This window comes from Calothrix rhizosoleniae SC01 (genome assembly GCF_900185595.1).
Lineage (GTDB): Bacteria > Cyanobacteriota > Cyanobacteriia > Cyanobacteriales > Nostocaceae > Calothrix_A > Calothrix_A rhizosoleniae.
Genome location: NZ_FYBH01000394.1, coordinates 1 through 17,256, shown reverse-complemented (window position 1 = coordinate 17,256; position 17,256 = coordinate 1). Strand labels below are relative to the sequence as shown.

The 17,256-nt window shown below is 38.7% G+C and carries 15 protein-coding genes, 3 tRNA genes and 1 pseudogene; 10 read left to right on the top strand and 9 right to left on the bottom strand.

Annotated features, from left to right (window positions below; all coding sequences use genetic code 11):
- Positions 1-35: 35 nt before the first annotated feature.
- The 7 genes from CALSC_RS24195 to CALSC_RS24170 all read left to right on the top strand — a co-directional run bounded on the left by CALSC_RS24195 (position 36) and on the right by CALSC_RS24170 (position 6,298).
- Positions 36-893, top strand: a complete 858-nt coding sequence (locus CALSC_RS24195; RefSeq protein WP_088243780.1) for a hypothetical protein — start codon at positions 36-38, stop codon at positions 891-893.
- A gap of 110 nt (positions 894-1,003) precedes the next feature.
- Positions 1,004-1,384, top strand: coding sequence for a hypothetical protein (locus tag CALSC_RS24190; RefSeq protein ID WP_088243779.1), 381 nt, complete (start codon positions 1,004-1,006; stop codon positions 1,382-1,384).
- 32 nt (positions 1,385-1,416) lie between these two features.
- Positions 1,417-1,487: transfer RNA gene (locus tag CALSC_RS24185), tRNA-Gly, on the top strand.
- A gap of 171 nt (positions 1,488-1,658) precedes the next feature.
- Positions 1,659-1,994, top strand: a complete 336-nt coding sequence (locus tag CALSC_RS27700; protein ID WP_235006925.1) for a DEAD/DEAH box helicase family protein — start codon at positions 1,659-1,661, stop codon at positions 1,992-1,994.
- Between the two features lie 942 nt (positions 1,995-2,936).
- Complete coding sequence (locus CALSC_RS26780) at positions 2,937-3,104, top strand: hypothetical protein (protein WP_159460691.1); 168 nt, start codon at positions 2,937-2,939, stop codon at positions 3,102-3,104.
- A gap of 326 nt (positions 3,105-3,430) precedes the next feature.
- Entirely contained in the window at positions 3,431-4,819 is a 1,389-nt protein-coding gene (locus tag CALSC_RS24175) for an RNA-guided endonuclease InsQ/TnpB family protein (protein ID WP_088243778.1), read from the top strand.
- A gap of 126 nt (positions 4,820-4,945) precedes the next feature.
- Positions 4,946-6,298: a hemolysin family protein gene (locus CALSC_RS24170; protein ID WP_088243777.1), complete on the top strand. Its 1,353-nt coding sequence runs from the start codon at positions 4,946-4,948 to the stop codon at positions 6,296-6,298.
- A gap of 20 nt (positions 6,299-6,318) precedes the next feature.
- Here CALSC_RS24170 and CALSC_RS24165 read toward each other — a convergent pair whose 3' ends face one another.
- From CALSC_RS24165 to ffh, 4 genes are all read right to left on the bottom strand, one after another.
- Positions 6,319-6,684, bottom strand: a complete 366-nt coding sequence (locus CALSC_RS24165; RefSeq protein ID WP_088243776.1) for a CHAT domain-containing protein — start codon at positions 6,682-6,684, stop codon at positions 6,319-6,321.
- Positions 6,685-7,447: 763 nt separating this feature from the next.
- Positions 7,448-7,885, bottom strand: coding sequence for a KH domain-containing protein (locus tag CALSC_RS24160; protein WP_088243775.1), 438 nt, complete (start codon positions 7,883-7,885; stop codon positions 7,448-7,450).
- Positions 7,848-8,108, bottom strand: coding sequence for a 30S ribosomal protein S16 (gene rpsP / locus CALSC_RS24155; RefSeq protein ID WP_088243774.1), 261 nt, complete (start codon positions 8,106-8,108; stop codon positions 7,848-7,850). The genes CALSC_RS24160 and rpsP overlap by 38 nt, the downstream gene beginning before the upstream one ends.
- 443 nt (positions 8,109-8,551) lie before the next feature.
- Positions 8,552-10,009 carry a signal recognition particle protein gene (gene ffh / locus CALSC_RS24145; protein ID WP_088243772.1) on the bottom strand — a complete coding sequence of 486 codons (1,458 nt, stop codon included), beginning with the start codon at positions 10,007-10,009 and terminating at the stop codon, positions 8,552-8,554.
- A gap of 239 nt (positions 10,010-10,248) precedes the next feature.
- Here ffh and CALSC_RS24140 point away from each other — a divergent pair.
- Both CALSC_RS24140 and CALSC_RS27695 read left to right on the top strand, forming a co-directional pair.
- A tRNA-Cys gene (locus CALSC_RS24140) sits at positions 10,249-10,320 on the top strand.
- Between the two features lie 229 nt (positions 10,321-10,549).
- Positions 10,550-10,804: pseudogene (locus tag CALSC_RS27695) on the top strand (hypothetical protein); the annotation flags it as partial.
- Here CALSC_RS27695 and CALSC_RS24135 read toward each other — a convergent pair.
- Entirely contained in the window at positions 10,792-11,535 is a 744-nt protein-coding gene (locus CALSC_RS24135) for a hypothetical protein (RefSeq protein WP_088243771.1), read from the bottom strand. The pseudogene CALSC_RS27695 and the gene CALSC_RS24135 sit on opposite strands and share 13 nt — an antisense overlap.
- 5 nt (positions 11,536-11,540) lie before the next feature.
- Positions 11,541-12,443 carry a hypothetical protein gene (locus CALSC_RS24130; RefSeq protein WP_088243770.1) on the bottom strand — a complete coding sequence of 301 codons (903 nt, stop codon included), beginning with the start codon at positions 12,441-12,443 and terminating at the stop codon, positions 11,541-11,543.
- A gap of 443 nt (positions 12,444-12,886) precedes the next feature.
- Between CALSC_RS24130 and CALSC_RS24125 the strand changes: the two genes are divergently transcribed.
- Complete coding sequence (locus CALSC_RS24125; RefSeq protein ID WP_088243769.1) at positions 12,887-14,344, top strand: serine/threonine protein kinase; 1,458 nt, start codon at positions 12,887-12,889, stop codon at positions 14,342-14,344.
- Between the two features lie 457 nt (positions 14,345-14,801).
- On the opposite strand, the gene CALSC_RS24115 is transcribed toward CALSC_RS24125, so the two are convergent.
- From CALSC_RS24115 to CALSC_RS24105, 3 genes are all read right to left on the bottom strand, one after another.
- Positions 14,802-15,848: an NAD(P)H-dependent glycerol-3-phosphate dehydrogenase gene (locus CALSC_RS24115; RefSeq protein WP_235006924.1), complete on the bottom strand. Its 1,047-nt coding sequence runs from the start codon at positions 15,846-15,848 to the stop codon at positions 14,802-14,804.
- Between the two features lie 266 nt (positions 15,849-16,114).
- A tRNA-Pro gene (locus CALSC_RS24110) sits at positions 16,115-16,188 on the bottom strand.
- A gap of 178 nt (positions 16,189-16,366) precedes the next feature.
- Positions 16,367-16,675 (bottom strand): DUF3181 family protein, encoded by a 309-nt coding sequence (locus tag CALSC_RS24105; RefSeq protein WP_088243766.1) that lies wholly within the window; start codon positions 16,673-16,675, stop codon positions 16,367-16,369.
- Between the last annotated feature and the right edge of the window lie 581 nt (positions 16,676-17,256).

Here is a 17,256-nt window from a genome sequence, read left to right as displayed (position 1 = left end):
AACTGATAACTGATAACTGATAACTGATAACTGAAATGACCCAGGCAATTAGTGGCAAAAATCAAGTTAGTAACCAAGCTTGGCGACGACATACAGATCCTCCAGGCTTATGGCTTTCTGTGGTTATAGCCTCAGTTCTTTTACATTTGGGCGGAATATGGTTAATCCGCTTTTCCGGAGTAAATTTTGCTTTACAACCAGATTCCGCAAGTGTTATCCCCATTGATTTTGTGGAAGTCGCACCAGTTAAAACAGCCACTAAATCAGTTGTTAGTCGTAAATCTAAATCTCCTAGACCAAAACCGCGAGTCAGTTCAACTAAGCAAGTAAATCGCAATAATTTTGATAGAAGGGTAAATCCCAGAAGTAATGTTGGCGATGGAATTGCCTTAACGGATAATACCACCAAAAAAAGGTTATTCCCAAAAAGCGATCGCTCAACACATCTAAACCTGTCAGGAAAAAACCTGTTGTCAGAAAAAATCCGTTTAAAAAACAAAGAACACAGTCAAATCAAACTAAGAGAGCCACTCGCCAAAGAACTCCAGCTAATTCCAATACCCAAGCTAGGAAGCAACAACAACCTCCATTTAGTTCCAATACCCGAGCTAGGAAGCAACAACAACCTCCAGTTAATTCCAATACCAATACCCGAGCTAGGAAGCAACAACAACCTCCAGTTAATTCCAATACCAATACCCGAGCTAGGAAGCAACAACAACCTCCAGTTAATTCCAATACCAATACCCGAGCTAGGAAGCAACAACAACCTCCAGTTAATTCCAATATCCCAGCTAAGAAGCAACAACAATCTCCAGTTAATTCCAATACTCCAAGCAAAAATACTGAGACGAATCAACCGTGGAATCAATCTAGGGGAAACATTAAACTAGGAACAGATCAAAGTCGAAAATTAGCTCCCAATCCATCACTTACAACTAATCAGTCATCTCCTAGCAATAGTAGTAGCCAAGGAGGAGTGCTTATAATCAGAGTCAATCCTTTGTCTCGACAAGCTGTACTTGCAGGAAACTTCAAATTAAATGCTCCTCCCGATGTAATGGCTAAATACACTGGTAATCAAGCAAACACCATAAATATTAGTATTAGAGATAAATATCCTGGACTGAAAGCTGCAAAACTCCTTGTCAGCTTAGTAATTGATAAAAATGGCAAATTTGAACAGGCATCTGTTTTAAGTATTGAGCCCCAAAAATTAGCTATGAATAAGACCCAGTATCAAAATTTTCTCGATGAACATTTCCGCAATCAAAAATTTATACCAGCTGTCAACAACAATGGTACGAAACCAGAGGTGAGTAATTTGATCCTCAGAATTGCTATTGAAACAAATTTACCCGGCTCGATGGTTGAAAATAAATAAAATGTGTGATACCTTTATGAGGTTGCTAAATTGCGGGTGTAGTTTAGTGGTAAAACCTTAGCCTTCCAAGCTAATGATAGGGGTTCGATTCCCCTCACCCGCTTTCTGACTAAAATATTCGAATCATAGTCGTGCTAGTTTTATTACTCATTGTCCTGATTTGATGATTGTGGATGAAGCTCATACTTGTGCCCTTTCTAGCAGTAAAACAACTTCTCAGCAACAGCATCATCAATTAATTCAGGAAATTTTCCAGAAGTAAGAACGGCATTTATTGTTACTAACAGCAACTCCTCACAGTGGGATTGAAGAGTCATTTTTATCACTCCTGGGATTATTAAAGCCGGAGTTTGAACAGTTAACTCTAGATAAGCTAACGGAACAAGAACGGGATAGATTAGCAAGTCATTTTATCCAACGCCGACGAGCAGATGTGAAGTTGTGGTTGGGGAATGAAACTCTTTTTCCAGAAAGGGATTCTCTAGAAAAGTCTTATAAATTGTCGAAGGAATATAAGGGGTTATTTGAGGATGTCTATAATTTTGCTCGTGGGTTAGTGAAAACAAGCACAGCAGATATGAGTCATGCTCAACGTCGAGGAAGGTATTAGTCGGCATTGGCGTTGATTCGTTGTGTGATGTCTTCTTTTGCTGCGGCGATCGCTACAAATCGTCAAATTCATAAAAGCCTGTCTCCACAAGCAGATGGGTTAGTTACTTATATATGACCCCACAGAACAGGAACAATCGGTAGATGCATCGCCAACGGTGGTGATGGAACAAGGACAACAAAGTTACAAAAATACAGATAAACGCAAGTTAAGGGCTTTTATACAAGTAGCAGAGAATTTACAGGGTGCTAAAGATAAGAAATTATAGTCATGTATTGCATCGGTTGATTCTCTCTTCCAGGAGGATTATAACCCGATAATTTGGTGTCGCTACATTGCAATGGCGAATTATTTGGCGGGGATTGTGAATGAAGGATAGTGCAATCCTACAATGACTCCTACCCTTCCTGGGAAGGCTACGCTAGCTGAAAAAGTCTTTTGGTGAGGCTGGGGATTAGTTCCAACCTCTTTATTTCTATAGAAATATTCTTTATATTGGAGAAAAATAGAGCAAATTGGCTTGTTTTCAAAAATTAACCTCCATATGTGTAAAACATGGAGATTATAGAAATAGGGAAGTTATAAATACATCTTGTTGGCGTAATATACTTAGACTCCGTCATCAAGTGCCATGCTTCTACTTGTAAGTTTCATATGAGTTTTAGAGTCACAAGTTCTGACTCAAATGCTTATAGGAATATATTGTTTTATGGCAAAGGAGAGTTATGAAAAGCAGATTAATTATAGCTTTTGCTGGCGTCATGTTGGCTTTGACGAGTGGTATTTCACCCACATTAGCCTTAAAGTCTTCATCTCAAACTGAATACAAAGCTGGGGTTCAGGATACTGATATTATTGATGGTCTAAATACAACAAGGGATTTAATCGTTCAACGAAGAAGAAGACGAGTTTTCGTCACGAGGTGCGGAAAATGGTACAGAAGTGGCGGAAGATGGCGTAGGCGCTGTAGACGATTACGGTGTCTATCTTATCGGAGGCGTAGCAGAATATGGAACTCCAGGACTGGAAGGTATGTATGGAGATGGAGATGGACTAGACCTCGTAATTGTGTGGTTGTACGTAGATATACTCAAACAAGGCGTTAATTAATTTTCTCAGACAATCCTAAAACTTATTTAAAAAATTAACCCTCTATGGTTGTACGCTCTAGAGGGTTTGTAATTTGCGATGCGTTTTTAATCAATTACTTTCCCTAATAAATAGGGACCCTTCAATTTTAAACCCTTACCCAGCCTAGCGCCCAGAGACAGTTTCCGAAGGTCAGCGAAAATGAACGGTAAACAGCCAAAAATCATAAGAGAAAAACGCTTAAAATACTTACGCAGCAAGCGACCGAGGTTCACAACCAAAAAATAGGCAATTGTTGATAAAATATGTTGTAGAAATGATAATTATTTACAGGAGGTTATGACAAGTTGTACCGAACAATACCGATTAAAGCTAAATTTTCAGAGGAGGAAAAAGGGTTTTGGATTGACCAATGTCAACAGGCTAATAGTTTGATTAATTCAGCAGTTTACGAAACACGCCAACGACACTATGCAATGTTGCAAAACAATAGCGATGGGTTCTGTGTTTATTGGCGTGGTGACGAATTGCGGTATGGTTGGAAAACTTACCACTGTAAAACCACATACCCAGAATTAGACAAAACTCTAAAATATAACCCACATTACAAGGCAATGGCTGCACAATCAGCCCAACAAACTTTAAAGTCTGTGGGCGAGTCAATAACCAGTTACAATGGGTTAGTTAAAACTTATTATCGTGGCGAAGTTGATAGACCATCACTCCCTAAATATAGAAAACGTGGTGGGTTAGCTGCTGTCACCTTTCCACGTCAAGCACTTACTTGGAAAAATGGCTGTTTTTACCCATCAGTAAGTAAAGAAACAAAACCACATCTGCTAACGGAGATAACCCTACAATTACCTGATTTTATTGATTCTGATTGGGTTAAAGAAGTAACACTTCGTCCTTATTTGGGTGAGTTGTGGATTGATTGGGTGATTGATGATGGGAAGCAACCGATTGAGGTTAACCCCAATCTTGATTACACCCAAGCCTGGAGTCTTGATCACGGTGGAACTAATTGGTTAACAGGTGTCTGTACTGGTGGTCAAAGCTTAATTATTGATGGTCGCAAGCTCAAATCAATGAACCAAGCTTACTGTCGCTTGGTTGCCAAATACAAACAAGGAAAATCCGAGTTTTATTGGGATGTAAACTTAGATAGAGTTCAACGCAAACGTAATAATCAAATGCGTGATGCGGTTAATAAAGCAGCTAGGTTTATTGTTAATCGGTGTCTGAATGATGGGGTTGGGAATATTGTAATCGGTTGGAATGATGGGCAGAAAAATGGCTCCAATGTGGGCAAACGTGGTAATCAAAACTTTATGGTTATTCCTACAGGGAGATTAATTGAAAGGTTAAAACAACTTTGTCCAGAATATGGAATACAGTTAACGATTACTGAGGAAGCGTATACTTCAAAAGCGTCTTACCTTGATGGCGACAGCCTCCACAAACATGGTGAAAAACCCAACGGATGGAAACCGTCAGGACAAAGGGTAAAACGTGGGATGTATAAAAGTCGTGATGGTCACATCATCAATGCAGATTGTAATGGTGCGGCTAACATCATGAGAAAAGTAGCCACACAGCTAGGATTAAATCTAGCCGAGGTGGGTAGGGCATCTTTGACAGTGCCACAACGATATGACTTGTTTACGCGATTAAATAAATCATATCGTAAACGTTGCCTAGCTCGGATTTTATCCGGCCAAGCAACATCCGTTTAGAATCCCCCGTGTTTCCAACCGGGGGAGATGTCAAATTTAGACTGTTGCATTGAAGCATACTAAATACTAAATACTAACAAAGTTACACTTACGCACAGTCTGCCGCTGACATCGGCAATTTTGAGAATGTCCCCAACCCTTGAAATTTTAATTATTTTCCTAATTATTCTTGGCAATGGTCTATTTGTCATGTCAGAATTGGCAGTTGTATCTGCACGTAGGGTTCGACTACAACAGCTCGCCGAGCAAGGTGATAGAAAAGCCGGAACTGCCTTAAAATTGGCTGCTGATCCCAATTATTTTCTGGGAACGGTACAAATTGGCATCACATTGCTAACAATTCTTTCAGGAGCCTATGGTGAAGGTACGATTGCCAAAAGGATAGTACCAATGTTAACTGCCATCAATTTACAACCAGCCTACGCACAACAGTTGGCACAGGTAATCGCCATTATTATTATTACTTATTTGACTTTGACTATAGGGGAATTAGTGCCCAAACGTTTGGCATTAAACCACCCCGAATCCATTGCAACGGTGATTTCCCAACCCATGCAACTTTTGTCAACCATTAGTGCCCCCATTGTGTATGTCTTAAGTATTTCTACAGAATTAATCCTCCAAATATTAAGTATAAAACCTTCCAGTGAACCACAAGTTACAGAGGAAGAAATTCGGGTTTTAATTGGGCAAGGTACACAAGAGGGTACTTTTGAGGCCGCAGAACAAGATATAGTAGAGCGAGTATTTCGTTTAGGCGATCGCTCTCTGAATGCATTTATGACACCCAGGCTGGATATAGTCTGGCTAGATTTGGAAGACTCTCTAGAAGAAAATCGCCAGAAAATTATTAAAAATGCCTATTCCCGGTATCCAGTTTGTCAGGGGAGTTTAGATAATGTGGTGGGCATTATGTCTGTGACGGATTTATTAGCCCGTAGTTTTGAGGGTGAAACTTTAGACTTAACTGTGGGCTTACGACAACCAGTATTTATCCCAGAAAATACTCATGGTTTAAGAGTTTTGGAGGTGTTTAAACAAACTCTCAGCTATATGGCTTTGATAGTAGATGAATATGGGGTGATTCAAGGATTAGTGACTCTCAATGATGTGATGATTGAAATTGTTGGGGAGCTTCCGGAAGCTGATGAGGATGAAGAACCGCAAGCTGTGCAACGGGAAGATGGTTCTTGGTTGTTGGATGGAATGTTACCCATAGATGAGTTTTTGTCACTTTTTGAATTGGAAGATTTACTACCTGAGGAGAAAGGTAGTTATCAAACTTTGGGTGGTTTTATTATTACCCATTTTGGTCGCATTCCCGCCGCTGCAGATCACTTTGAACGCCAGGGTATGCGGTTTGAGGTGATGGATATGGATGGTAATCGGGTTGATAAGGTGTTAGTAGTTCCTCAGCCCAAAGTTGAGCCTGTTGAGTCCCCGGTGGATGAAGGGAAGAGTGATGGAGTGATGGAGTGATGGAGTGATGAAGGAGATAATTACTGATGATGTTTAATTATCACCTGATATAATCCAGCCGCCAGGACTTTGAGCGGTTCTTGAGCTATGGGTTTGGGTGCGATTATCTGGAGTCCTAAGCCCAGAGCTACAGCATATTTCTCCACTAGATATTGGTTCCCATTATACAGGACAGCCATACGCATATTGCGTAATGCTCCATCTAGGGCAAATACGAGGGTATTGACTCCACTCTTTTGTAAATCTGACTCAATCTCTTTGATTAACCAACCATATACTTGCTGGAATAATTTCTGTACTTTTTCTGTGGTATCAAGTTCTAAGAGATACTCGCGTAACTGTGTGAGGGTGGTTTCGACTTGCTTCTGAGATTTTTTACTGTCCATTCGCTCATTTTTGAACCGAAAATTTAATTAAGCCTTACAAGGCTTATGATCTATGCTATGCCGTCAATTCATGCATTTTTGGCTCTTACAAGGTTTTGCCATTTTTATGATTTAGACCTCCCTAAGTCTTAAATAGGCGCTTCTGGAGGCTTTTTAGCAAAGGTTCAAATATTACTTCTAAATAACCGCTTACTTAGGAATCGCATTTTTCCTTTTAAATTAAGGCTTTAATTCAACTTAGAGTTTCAAAATAAGCGAATGCCGAGTTTTTAACTGTATAGTTTTGCAAGGATTGTTGGGTAATTTTGACAATTATCCCTCTTCTGTCACTCTCTGGTTTTTCGTATTCTTAATAATTTCTGAGCACAAGGTATACCAAGCAATACAGTATTTACTCATTTAATTTTGGTAGATTACATGTTCTCAGGAATTTATATGAATAAAAAAGTCTGCTATCGCCTACTGTATAATAACCCTAGAATTCAGAAATGATAAAATTTTTCGGAGAATGACAGAAGAGGGATATATAAATTCATCATCGTCCAAAAACTCATCCCACATCTGACAAAAGCAGTGTGGGACGAACTTTTATTTAAGCTAAAACACCAACCTTAAACCTGATCAATTAAGAGTAGGATTGAACACGGTATAAGATATCAAAAAGGAAAATTATTATGATTGCTAGAAACCCCCATTTTGCCTAATCATACTAACCAAGAAGTTTGCCAAGCCTAAAAAATAAAGAATAACCCCATTGTTCGAGTTAACGGGATGGTGGTTTTACAATTAGCTTAGGTTTATCTCCACCTCTGGACTTTAATTTTGGTGGTGGTAATTTTTCTTCCCCTGCTTCTTCAACGGGTGTATCTTCCCGTTCAGTGGCTGTATTCCCGTATATATCTAAATATACTGATTGTCCGACGGCGGCAGCAGCAGCAGAAATTACTTGGCGAATAGCCTGGATATTACGCCCTCCTCGTCCAAACACTTTTCCTTTATCTGTACTGTTAAAAGCAATACGAATCCAGACACGTTTCTGATTGAGGGAAGTTTCCCAATCTATACTTAAAGTTTCTGGGGATTCTAAAAAGGGCTCCAGCAGAAATCTCACCAGCCCAACATAATCAGGACTGGTATTTTGGGGGGTTTTGGTTAGCTTATGATTATGATGCTGATGTTGCACTGACCTGTTCAAAGACATTGGCTTTTTCCAGGATACGACGGACTGTATCAGTGGGTTGAGCGCCTTGTTGCAGTCGCTTAACTATACCGGGGATGTCCAGACGTACTTCATCTGTTCTGGGATTATAAAAACCCAGTTCTTCTAAGGGACGACCATCACGACGTGCGAGGCTATGAATAGCAATAATGCGGTAGCTTACTTCCCGCTTTTTACCGTATCGCTTTAAGCGCAGTTTAATCATCTTGAGAAATCGTCTTCCTGTTTTCTAGTGTCGTTGAGAACTTAGCAATGGAGAAAGTGAATAACTTTGAGTTCTCTTTCTCAATACATAAATAAGTTTAGTCTTTTTCACTCATTTTCTGCGAATTGCTAGGCTTGTGATTTTTCCATATAAATTTACATATGGAATTGTGGATACTGAAATGAATATTGTAGCACTTCCTAGGTGCCATTCGCCATTATCTGGGAAAGTCACGAAGAGGCAGGGGAGCAGGGAGCAGGGAGCAGGGAGCAGGGAGCAGGGAGCAGGGGGCGGGGAGCCGGGAGCAGAGGGCAGAGGGCAGAGGGCAAGGGAGACAAGGGGAACTTCTACGAATAAATTCGGAGGGATTGAAACCTTGTTTCACTAAGCTCCACAGCAGGCAAAAACGACATTCCCTCTGCTTCTTCTGGTCAAAAAGCTGTTTACAAATTGCCAAAACCTTTTTTCTTTTTATCCTTTTTGGGTTTCTTTTTGCGACTAGTGCCACCATAATCGCGCCAACCTGGAGCCTGACGCTTACCCGCACCAGCCATCGGATTTTTCATTCCTCCACCAAACATACCTGGCATTCCAGGCATACCCTGTCCTTGTCCCATTTGCTGCATCATATTACGCATTCTCTGGAAATCACTCACCAGTTTGTTCACGTCTGCATCCCTATAACCAGAACCTTTGGCAATACGTTTGCGGCGACTGGGAGAACTGGATAATAAATCGGGATTTTTGCGCTCTTCGGTAGTCATGGAATTGATCATTGATTCGCAGCGTTTGAGTTGGGTTTCCCCTTGCTGGAGTTGATCGTCTGTTAACTTATTCATCCCAGGAATCATTTTCATGATCCCTCCTAAGGAACCCATATTCTTCAGCAGACGCATCTGCTTGAGGAAATCGGTAAAGTCAAATTTTGCTGACAGGATTTTCTCCTGCATTTTCTCCGCATCAGCAATATCTATTTCTTCCTGAGCCTTTTCCACCAGGGTTAATACATCACCCATACCCAGAATCCGCGATGCCATGCGATCGGGATAAAATGGTTGCAGGGCTTCGACTTTTTCCCCTACACCCACAAATTTAATTGGGGCTCCGGAAATTCGGCGTACAGATAGGGCGGCTCCACCCCGGCTATCACCATCTAATTTGGTTAAAATCGCACCACTAATACCGATTTGCTCGTGGAAAGTACGGGTGAGGGTAGCCGCTTCTTGACCAGTCATTGAATCCACTACCAGCAGAGTCTCGTGGGGTTGTACTGTGTCTTTGATACGGGCTAACTCCGCCATCATCTCTTCATCAATTTGCAAGCGTCCAGCAGTATCAATAATAACTGTGTTCACCCCTTCTGCTTTGGCTTGTTCCACGCCTTGACGGGCAATTTCCACTGGATTGGCATCACTTCCCATCTCAAAGACTGGGACTTCGATTTGCTTACCCAGGGTGATTAATTGGTCGATCGCAGCAGGGCGATATACGTCTGTAGCTACCATCAAACAGCTGCGATCTAATTTACGCAAATGCAATGCTAGTTTGGCTGTAGCAGTAGTTTTACCAGTACCCTGTAAGCCAGCCATTAAGACAATAGTGGGAGCAGTTTCTGTTTCTTCTAAGGGGACATTGGTTTCCCCCATTACTGCAACCAACTCATCATGAACAATCTTAATAAATTGTTGGTCGGGGCGTACCCCACTAATGACATCAGCTCCCTGTGCTTTGGTTTCAATTTCAGCAATAAAATCTTTGACTACTTGGAGGTTCACATCTGCTTCCAACAAAGCACGACGGACTTCCCGCAAGGCATCTTGAATATTCGATGGGGAAATTTTATCCTGACCCCGTAGTTTTTTCCAGGCTCCTTCTAAACGCTCGGCTAGTGCATCAAACATAATGTGCTTACAGGTATTGCATTAAAACAGAATTTTGCCAGTTTCTTTGGCGATCATCGCTAGGGAAATTTTCCCTTTTGCAAGTGTTACTTACCAGCTTAGTCTTTTTCTATCCTTATGTTGTTGTGACTTGATATGGAATCAAGGGTTGAAGTTTGTATTTGGACAAATATCAAAAATTGCTCAATAAAAAATGTATTTCTATCTAAAATGCTGTTATTATAGATAAGCACAAATTCGGCGGCATAGCCAAGTGGTAAGGCAGAGGTCTGCAAAACCTTTATCCCCCGGTTCAAATCCGGGTGCCGCCTTTTAGAGATGGCTTCAGCCTCAGGGCTTAAGATCCTTCTTTATGGGAAATTTAGGTCTTGATTCTAAAGCTTCCAGAAATTTTTGGGGTAGTCTTAGATAGTTTGGGTAAGCTTCTGGGGCGTTGAAGAGTCAAATGATTGAATCAAATCCCTTCCAAGGTATGGTAAAAAATATTCAGGCGTAATCCCAAGGTGCCAGAATTATAAATTTTGCATAACTATGGAATACGGATTAAATAGACAACAAACAGGTCGTTAGCATCGTCGCCAAAATAAGTTTGCCAAAGTCTGGGAACGAACCAAAGCCACAGTCTGGTTAGTCATCAGTTATTTCAACTGGATTTGGATTCATAGTCGAAAGGGAAATACTGTTGCACAAAAGAGCAATTTAGCGAGCGCATCCTGTGATCTTGGCAGAAACTGCTTAGCTACATCAGTCCTCTCTCTTCATACTCTTTTTTTGTCAAAGTATTATTCTAAATAAGCGATAAACTGATCATAAAATTGATATTTAAGCTGATACGCTCTCTCTTCAAGATTGATACAGTAAAGCAGAGCATATTCAGACGAAATTAATCTTTGTAAATGAATTGCCAGCTCTTGAGAATGAGTTAATCCTCCCAGAAAACTTTCTTTGCCAACATCAGAGTTTCTGCCATCATGGATCATATGAAAATAATAGAATTCCGATCTAACTTTGCTAGTCGATTTTTCAGTTGATAGGCGTTCAGAAATTCTTTGCCATAGACAGGAGTATTCAATGGAAACCAGTACTTCTGCCCAAAATCGAAGAAACGCCACAAGCCCCACTTGAAAATGCTCTTTACCCAGACAATTGTTTAGCAGCTTATAACTTTCATCTCTAACCATCTTAGTAATAGTTGTTTCAGGCGTTGTTAAAATCATTTCAGATGTCGCACCAAGATTTAGAATATCTTGAAAAAGTAACTCTCGATGGGAAGGAAGTGGTACCCCTTTAGTATTCCGAGGATATTCTTCATTAAGAATTCCTCTGACAGTTCTTTTGATCTCTTCATCGGAAAGAGAATCAATAACAAATTCATAAATGTTAACAATAGAGAGTGATAAGAAGCGGCGTTGGATTAAAATTCCAAGAAATTCATTCCATGAGATTGCATCAATATGGATAAAAAGTGGATGCGACCTGAATTTCTCAATCAATGAGATCTCAAAACTGTTTATTTTTTCAATCATAATGTCTAGCTCGTAAATAAAATTTTGAGATCGTTTCTCCAATTTCTATGGGGATCTGGATAAAATCGACGTGAAACTTGCCACATTAATTCAAAATCATTTTGTAAAGTATGAGCTATTAGCTGATTAGAAGCATTAAGTTGAAGTTCAAGCTGAAATGTATTAACTGCGAGAGAGCCATGAACAAAAAGCCCGGCTAACATATAATTCCCAGCTCGATAAATTGCCAGAGAAGGGAGCGTATCATAAAGTTTAATATCGAGAAGCTGAGGTTTATCTAAGACTTTAATAATTTTTTCTAATGTCTCCAAATTGGCGATTACACAATCACGAATATTGATTTCATCAGCAATGCTGTTATCAGTATACCTTCTCAAAACATTTTCTCTCAGTTTAGCTGCCTCGGAATATGGCCAAGCCAGTAATATTCTGATCTGGACATCATTTTGAATACACTGAATAAGATGTTCAAAATAGTCATTCAAATTGGGAGCGAATGTTTGAAGAATATCTACCTTTTTATTCTCTTGATTCTCTGAATTAATAATATTATAAATTTCCTTGCCAAATCTATCTCTAGGAAAATTTGGATAAATATAAGTAAGGCCAATTTCCGAAAAAAATACATCCTTATTCTTATATTGAATATATTTGGCAGTGAGATATTTATGAAGTTGCGGGAGTTTATGCCCTTTACCAGTAATTTTAAATTTTCTATAGATATTCTTTAGTCTTTGGGTAAAAGCTTCATCCTCAATTATTGAATATGAATTAATATAGGTTTGCAATAAATCATTTTTCGTTTGACATTTAGTTTCTTCTAAGCACATTACGACCTCTGTTTCAAGAGAGGTAAGTCCATATTCTCCACGTTTACATAGTACTTCCAAAAATTTTTCCCAGTTCATAAAATAGCTTTTAATTCAGACTAAAATAGGCTTCATTGAGTTAGACCACTTAACCTCTAACTTGTATCAAAGTTTACCTCAATTCTTAGGATAAAACTAAGTAGATTTTGATGTCAAGGGAATAACAATTACACCTAACTACATTTTGCCAATATTTACTGATATCTAGAAATGTTCGATGATATTTGGCAAGGACATATGACCAACAATCCTTTGGCGTATTTATTGTCTTTAGTTATTGAATATTTAACTCATGATAAATAAATCACAGTTAGAACTCTTGCAGGACAGATGTGAGGGCAATCAAGCCGTGCTTGTGAGTCTTATAACCACTGCAGGGTTTACATTCCATAGTTTGGCTAGATGAGTCGTTGATTCCTTATCTTACAAGACCCACATCATTTTGATGCCTACCATTTTTAGTAACACTGAGGCAATTAACTATGTCAGATCACCTATTTAACAATACTTCAATAACACTAAATAATAATTATCTAATCCTCAATCAATTAGGAGTAAATGGAGGAAGATATACTCTGTTAGCAAAAGATTTACATACAGAAAAAAGAGTAGTTATCAAAACTCTAATATTTAGTGAAGAATTTCGCTGGGAAGATTTAAAGCTATTTGAAAGGGAAGCAGAAACATTAAAGAATCTATCCCATTCTGCTATTCCCAAATATATTGATTATTTTGAATTCGATACGCAAAATATCAAAGGATTTGCTTTAGTACAAAACTATATTGATGCCCCTTCTTTAGAAACAGTAATTTGTAATGGAAGAAAATTTTCTGAAGTTGAAGTTATTGAAGTAGCTGAGTGTTTTCTAGAGATCCTAATCTATCTTCATGAGCAAATTCCACCAATAATTCATCGAGATATTAAGCCGAGTAATATTCTGCTGACTAACCGTTCTGGCAATAGTATAGGCGATATTTATTTAGTAGATTTTGGCTCAGTACAAACTGTATCAAATAAAGGTAGTGGTACGGTTACGATTGTGGGTAGCTATGGTTACATGCCTTTTGAACAATTTTCTGGGCAAACAACAATGGCTTCCGATTTGTATAGCTTTGGAATGACTCTAATTTATCTGATTACTGGAGTTCATCCTGCTGAATTACCACAAGTTGATGGACGAGTAGAATTCAAACGTACTGATATTAGTAATAAGTTAGTCAGATGGTTGGAGAAGATGACGCATCCCTACCTAGAACGGCGATTTGATTCTGCAAAATCGGCATTGACTGCTCTAAAATCTGAGGATGGAAGTCATGGAGATTATTCTCATCTTAAACCTGCTGGTAGTGAGGTACAACTATACCGCGACCAAAATAAACTGGGAATACTGTTTGTTAAAGAAAATATATCAAAAGCAAGAATAAATATTGGTTTTATTAATTCAATATTATTTATTTTCTGTGTGATTTGTTTTCAAGGATTTGGTATTTTTGTTGGTATTTTATTAGTTATGCTAAATAGCATCATGCTTGAATCTATTAATGAAGATATTAATTCATACTCTTTGGAAAGCATTTTTTATCATTATAAAATATTTTATAATGATGGGAAAACTACCATTAGTATAGGTACGAGTAAAAAATCTCAACCTATAGAATGGCAAAGTTCGTCTTGTTACCAAAATATTGATCTTTTGGCGTATCAAGCTAGTTCTACATTTGATAGTTATGTAGATGGTAAAGGGATATTAATAAATGTACCGAATGCAATCCCAGCTAAACCAAAGTTATCTATTTACGCAGGTAGTGTAGAGTACCAAGTCGGTGATGGTCAATTATCTGAAGGTGAATTATTGTGGTTGGGAAAGGAACTAAGTGACTTTTTAGGGTTGGAGATGCAAGTTATTTATCCAACTCCAAAATTACCACCAGAATTTTAATGTGGAGGAGGTTGTTAATTAGAATTATGTATGAAATGAAAATGACACCAGAGCAGCAAAATTTATATGCTCAGATTTGTCAATTTAAATTAGAACAACCGTCAGCTTCCTTGCCTTTTTCAGTTAAATAGGGATGGTTAGGACTAATATCATGTCCGGTTTGTCCGGTTAAATACTTATCATTAGGACTGCAAGGGGGCAGAGAGCAGGTAAGCCACTGCGTTGCGCGGGTTAAGCGCGTTGTAGCAAGTGGCGCAATCCCAAGGGGAGCAGGGGGAGAAAGAGTTTGGATGATTTTTGCATGGATGGGCAATATCATAAGTAATCAGGCGGACATGATATAAAATAATATCAGATGAGGAAAAAATACCGTCTCATTCGTCACTGTATTTTAGCTTTTACAGCTTATAATTTCATAGTTTATCAGCAATTAATGGGTGTTCTAAGAAAACGTTATTTAGTTAAAGAATTTATCCCAAGGAATAATTGCAGGGGCATCATGACAGACAATATCAATCATAGTGCGTAATAAAGGTAGGGTGGTTTCATCCAAATCACCTTTGTGAATCATGTTTTCTACGGTATTGCCAATTGCTAAAGCCAAGGAAGCACCCTCAACAGTATCATTTGGCATATATTTGGCTTTCGCTTGACTGTAGGGTATACCTAATGCCAACAAACGTCCCATACGGCTGTTACGTCCACCTTGACAGGTAACATATAAATCGCCGGAACCAGGAAGACTATAAACACTTTCGGTTTTGCCTCCCATTTTACCTACTAAATAGGCTGTTTCCCACATACCTTGAGCAAAGATAGCCGCAGCTAAATTATGCATTTCTGCATGATTAACAGCTTTATTTCCTTTTTCTAAAAAGCCAATTACTAAACCAACAGCAAGAGCATAAACATTCTTCATTGCTACACACACCTCAATGCCCAGAATGTCAGTACTTGCCCAAATATGATAATAAGGTGTACGGGCTAAATCAGCCAGCTGTTCTAGCAAATTTGAATTTGTACTGGTAAACATCACGCAAGTATGGCGACGAGCAGCTAATTCTTGAGCAATTGAAGGACCACCAATAGCAGCAATTTGGATGCGATCACTGATAGTATGTGGTAAATTACCACGGATAACATCAGGCAAAATCGATAGTTTTTCTCCATCACCCACCAATCCTTTGGTGACAGCCAAAATGGGAATATCTACTGATAATAGAGGACTGAGGGCTTGGGCTGCCCATTGTATCCCATGAGAATTCACACCAATCACAACCAAGTCTACACCTTTTATGGCTTCACGTAATTGGTCATAGGTATAAGGTATAACACTTTCTCCTATTTGGACACCCAAACGGGGATGGGGATAACCAGCTTGTAACTTGGTAATAATGTCACCGTCTAGATGGGTACCAACCAAATTAACAATATGACCATTATCGGTAAAAGGGACACTTAAGGCAGTTCCCATCACCCCAGCACCCAAAATTAAAATTTTCACAATTTTGCCTCTAAATCCCTAACTAATTTTTTCAAATTGAGTTATATCAGTCAAACAATTTTGAATTTTGGATTTTGGATTGTCATTCTATTTTGTGACAAGGCGACTAACACATAGCCATAGCCATGTAAGTGATGACATTAATTTGCTAACGAATGCATGGAATAAATTTAAGACAAAAATTTGTTAAGACGATATTTAAACCGTTAATAACAACACGAATGTGTTAACGACGACAAATAAAATGTTATTTAACAATGGTAAAATCGGGATGACAGGATTTGAACCTGCGGCCCCTTCGTCCCGAACGAAGTGCGCTACCAAGCTGCGCTACATCCCGTTAATTAGCGCAATATCACCAGCGAATTATATCACAAAAACCAATAATTCGCTGAGGTGAAAAATTTATTCTTTCTTTTTTCTGCTATTCCCAGTGTTTCAGATTCTATAAAGTGTCCAATAAGTAGCTTACATCAGTACTACTTTTTGACTACTGTATATTGGCAAAGCATTAAATATTACATTTCACGTTGAAAATTTTCCAGGATATCAACTAGATGAACTTGAGATTGTAAGGGGAGCAAATCTATGAGGGGAATTTCCCTTCTACCACCACCAATTTTCACGGAGATGGAGCGCAAAACCTCCACAACCCGATCTTCGTTAATTGTGTCTTCTACCAGTAAGGGATAGACCTTCTCCGCAACTACTGTATGCAACTTAGCTGTGGATAAATAAAGATGCCATTTAGCAATATCTATGTATAGGTTTTCACCAATTTCAGATGCTAAAGCTTCTATTAGTTCGCTGGTGTTAGTTGATGCCATGAAAATGAACCTATATAAAGAACGTTATATTATCTATTTCAATAGTATCGCTCAATTGCTGAGAGCATCCTATTTAATAAATAATTCAGACTCAACTCCAAATATTTAGCAATACCCTAGAATCACTACCATTGTTACTACCAAAGTGACCTAGACTCTTCTTTTAAATCGAGTTTTAATAAGAAAAATGTCAAAAGTGTTAATTTGGCGTTGGGTTAAATAACTAGGAAACATCCCAATTTTGCAAAAACACCATAAATTGTCATTGTGAGTGTAAGGTAGTAAAAACAGGAATCTAGCCATATGGTTAATTCCACTACCCTTCATTAACCATGATAGTGAATTGAAACATTTGGGATGCTCTGAATGAAAGAAATGCAACGCTGAATAATTGGTGGTGTTAAAATTCTGCTTTCTTTATATCCAGGAATTACGATATTGTCACAATAGGTGGTTGGTGCGTGATATACAAGTCTTAATTGTTACGTACACTATTGATCCACACACCACACACTCTACGGTTATTAATATTCAATTGCGTAATTCCTGATATATTGCTTGAATTTTCAAAATAACCTTTT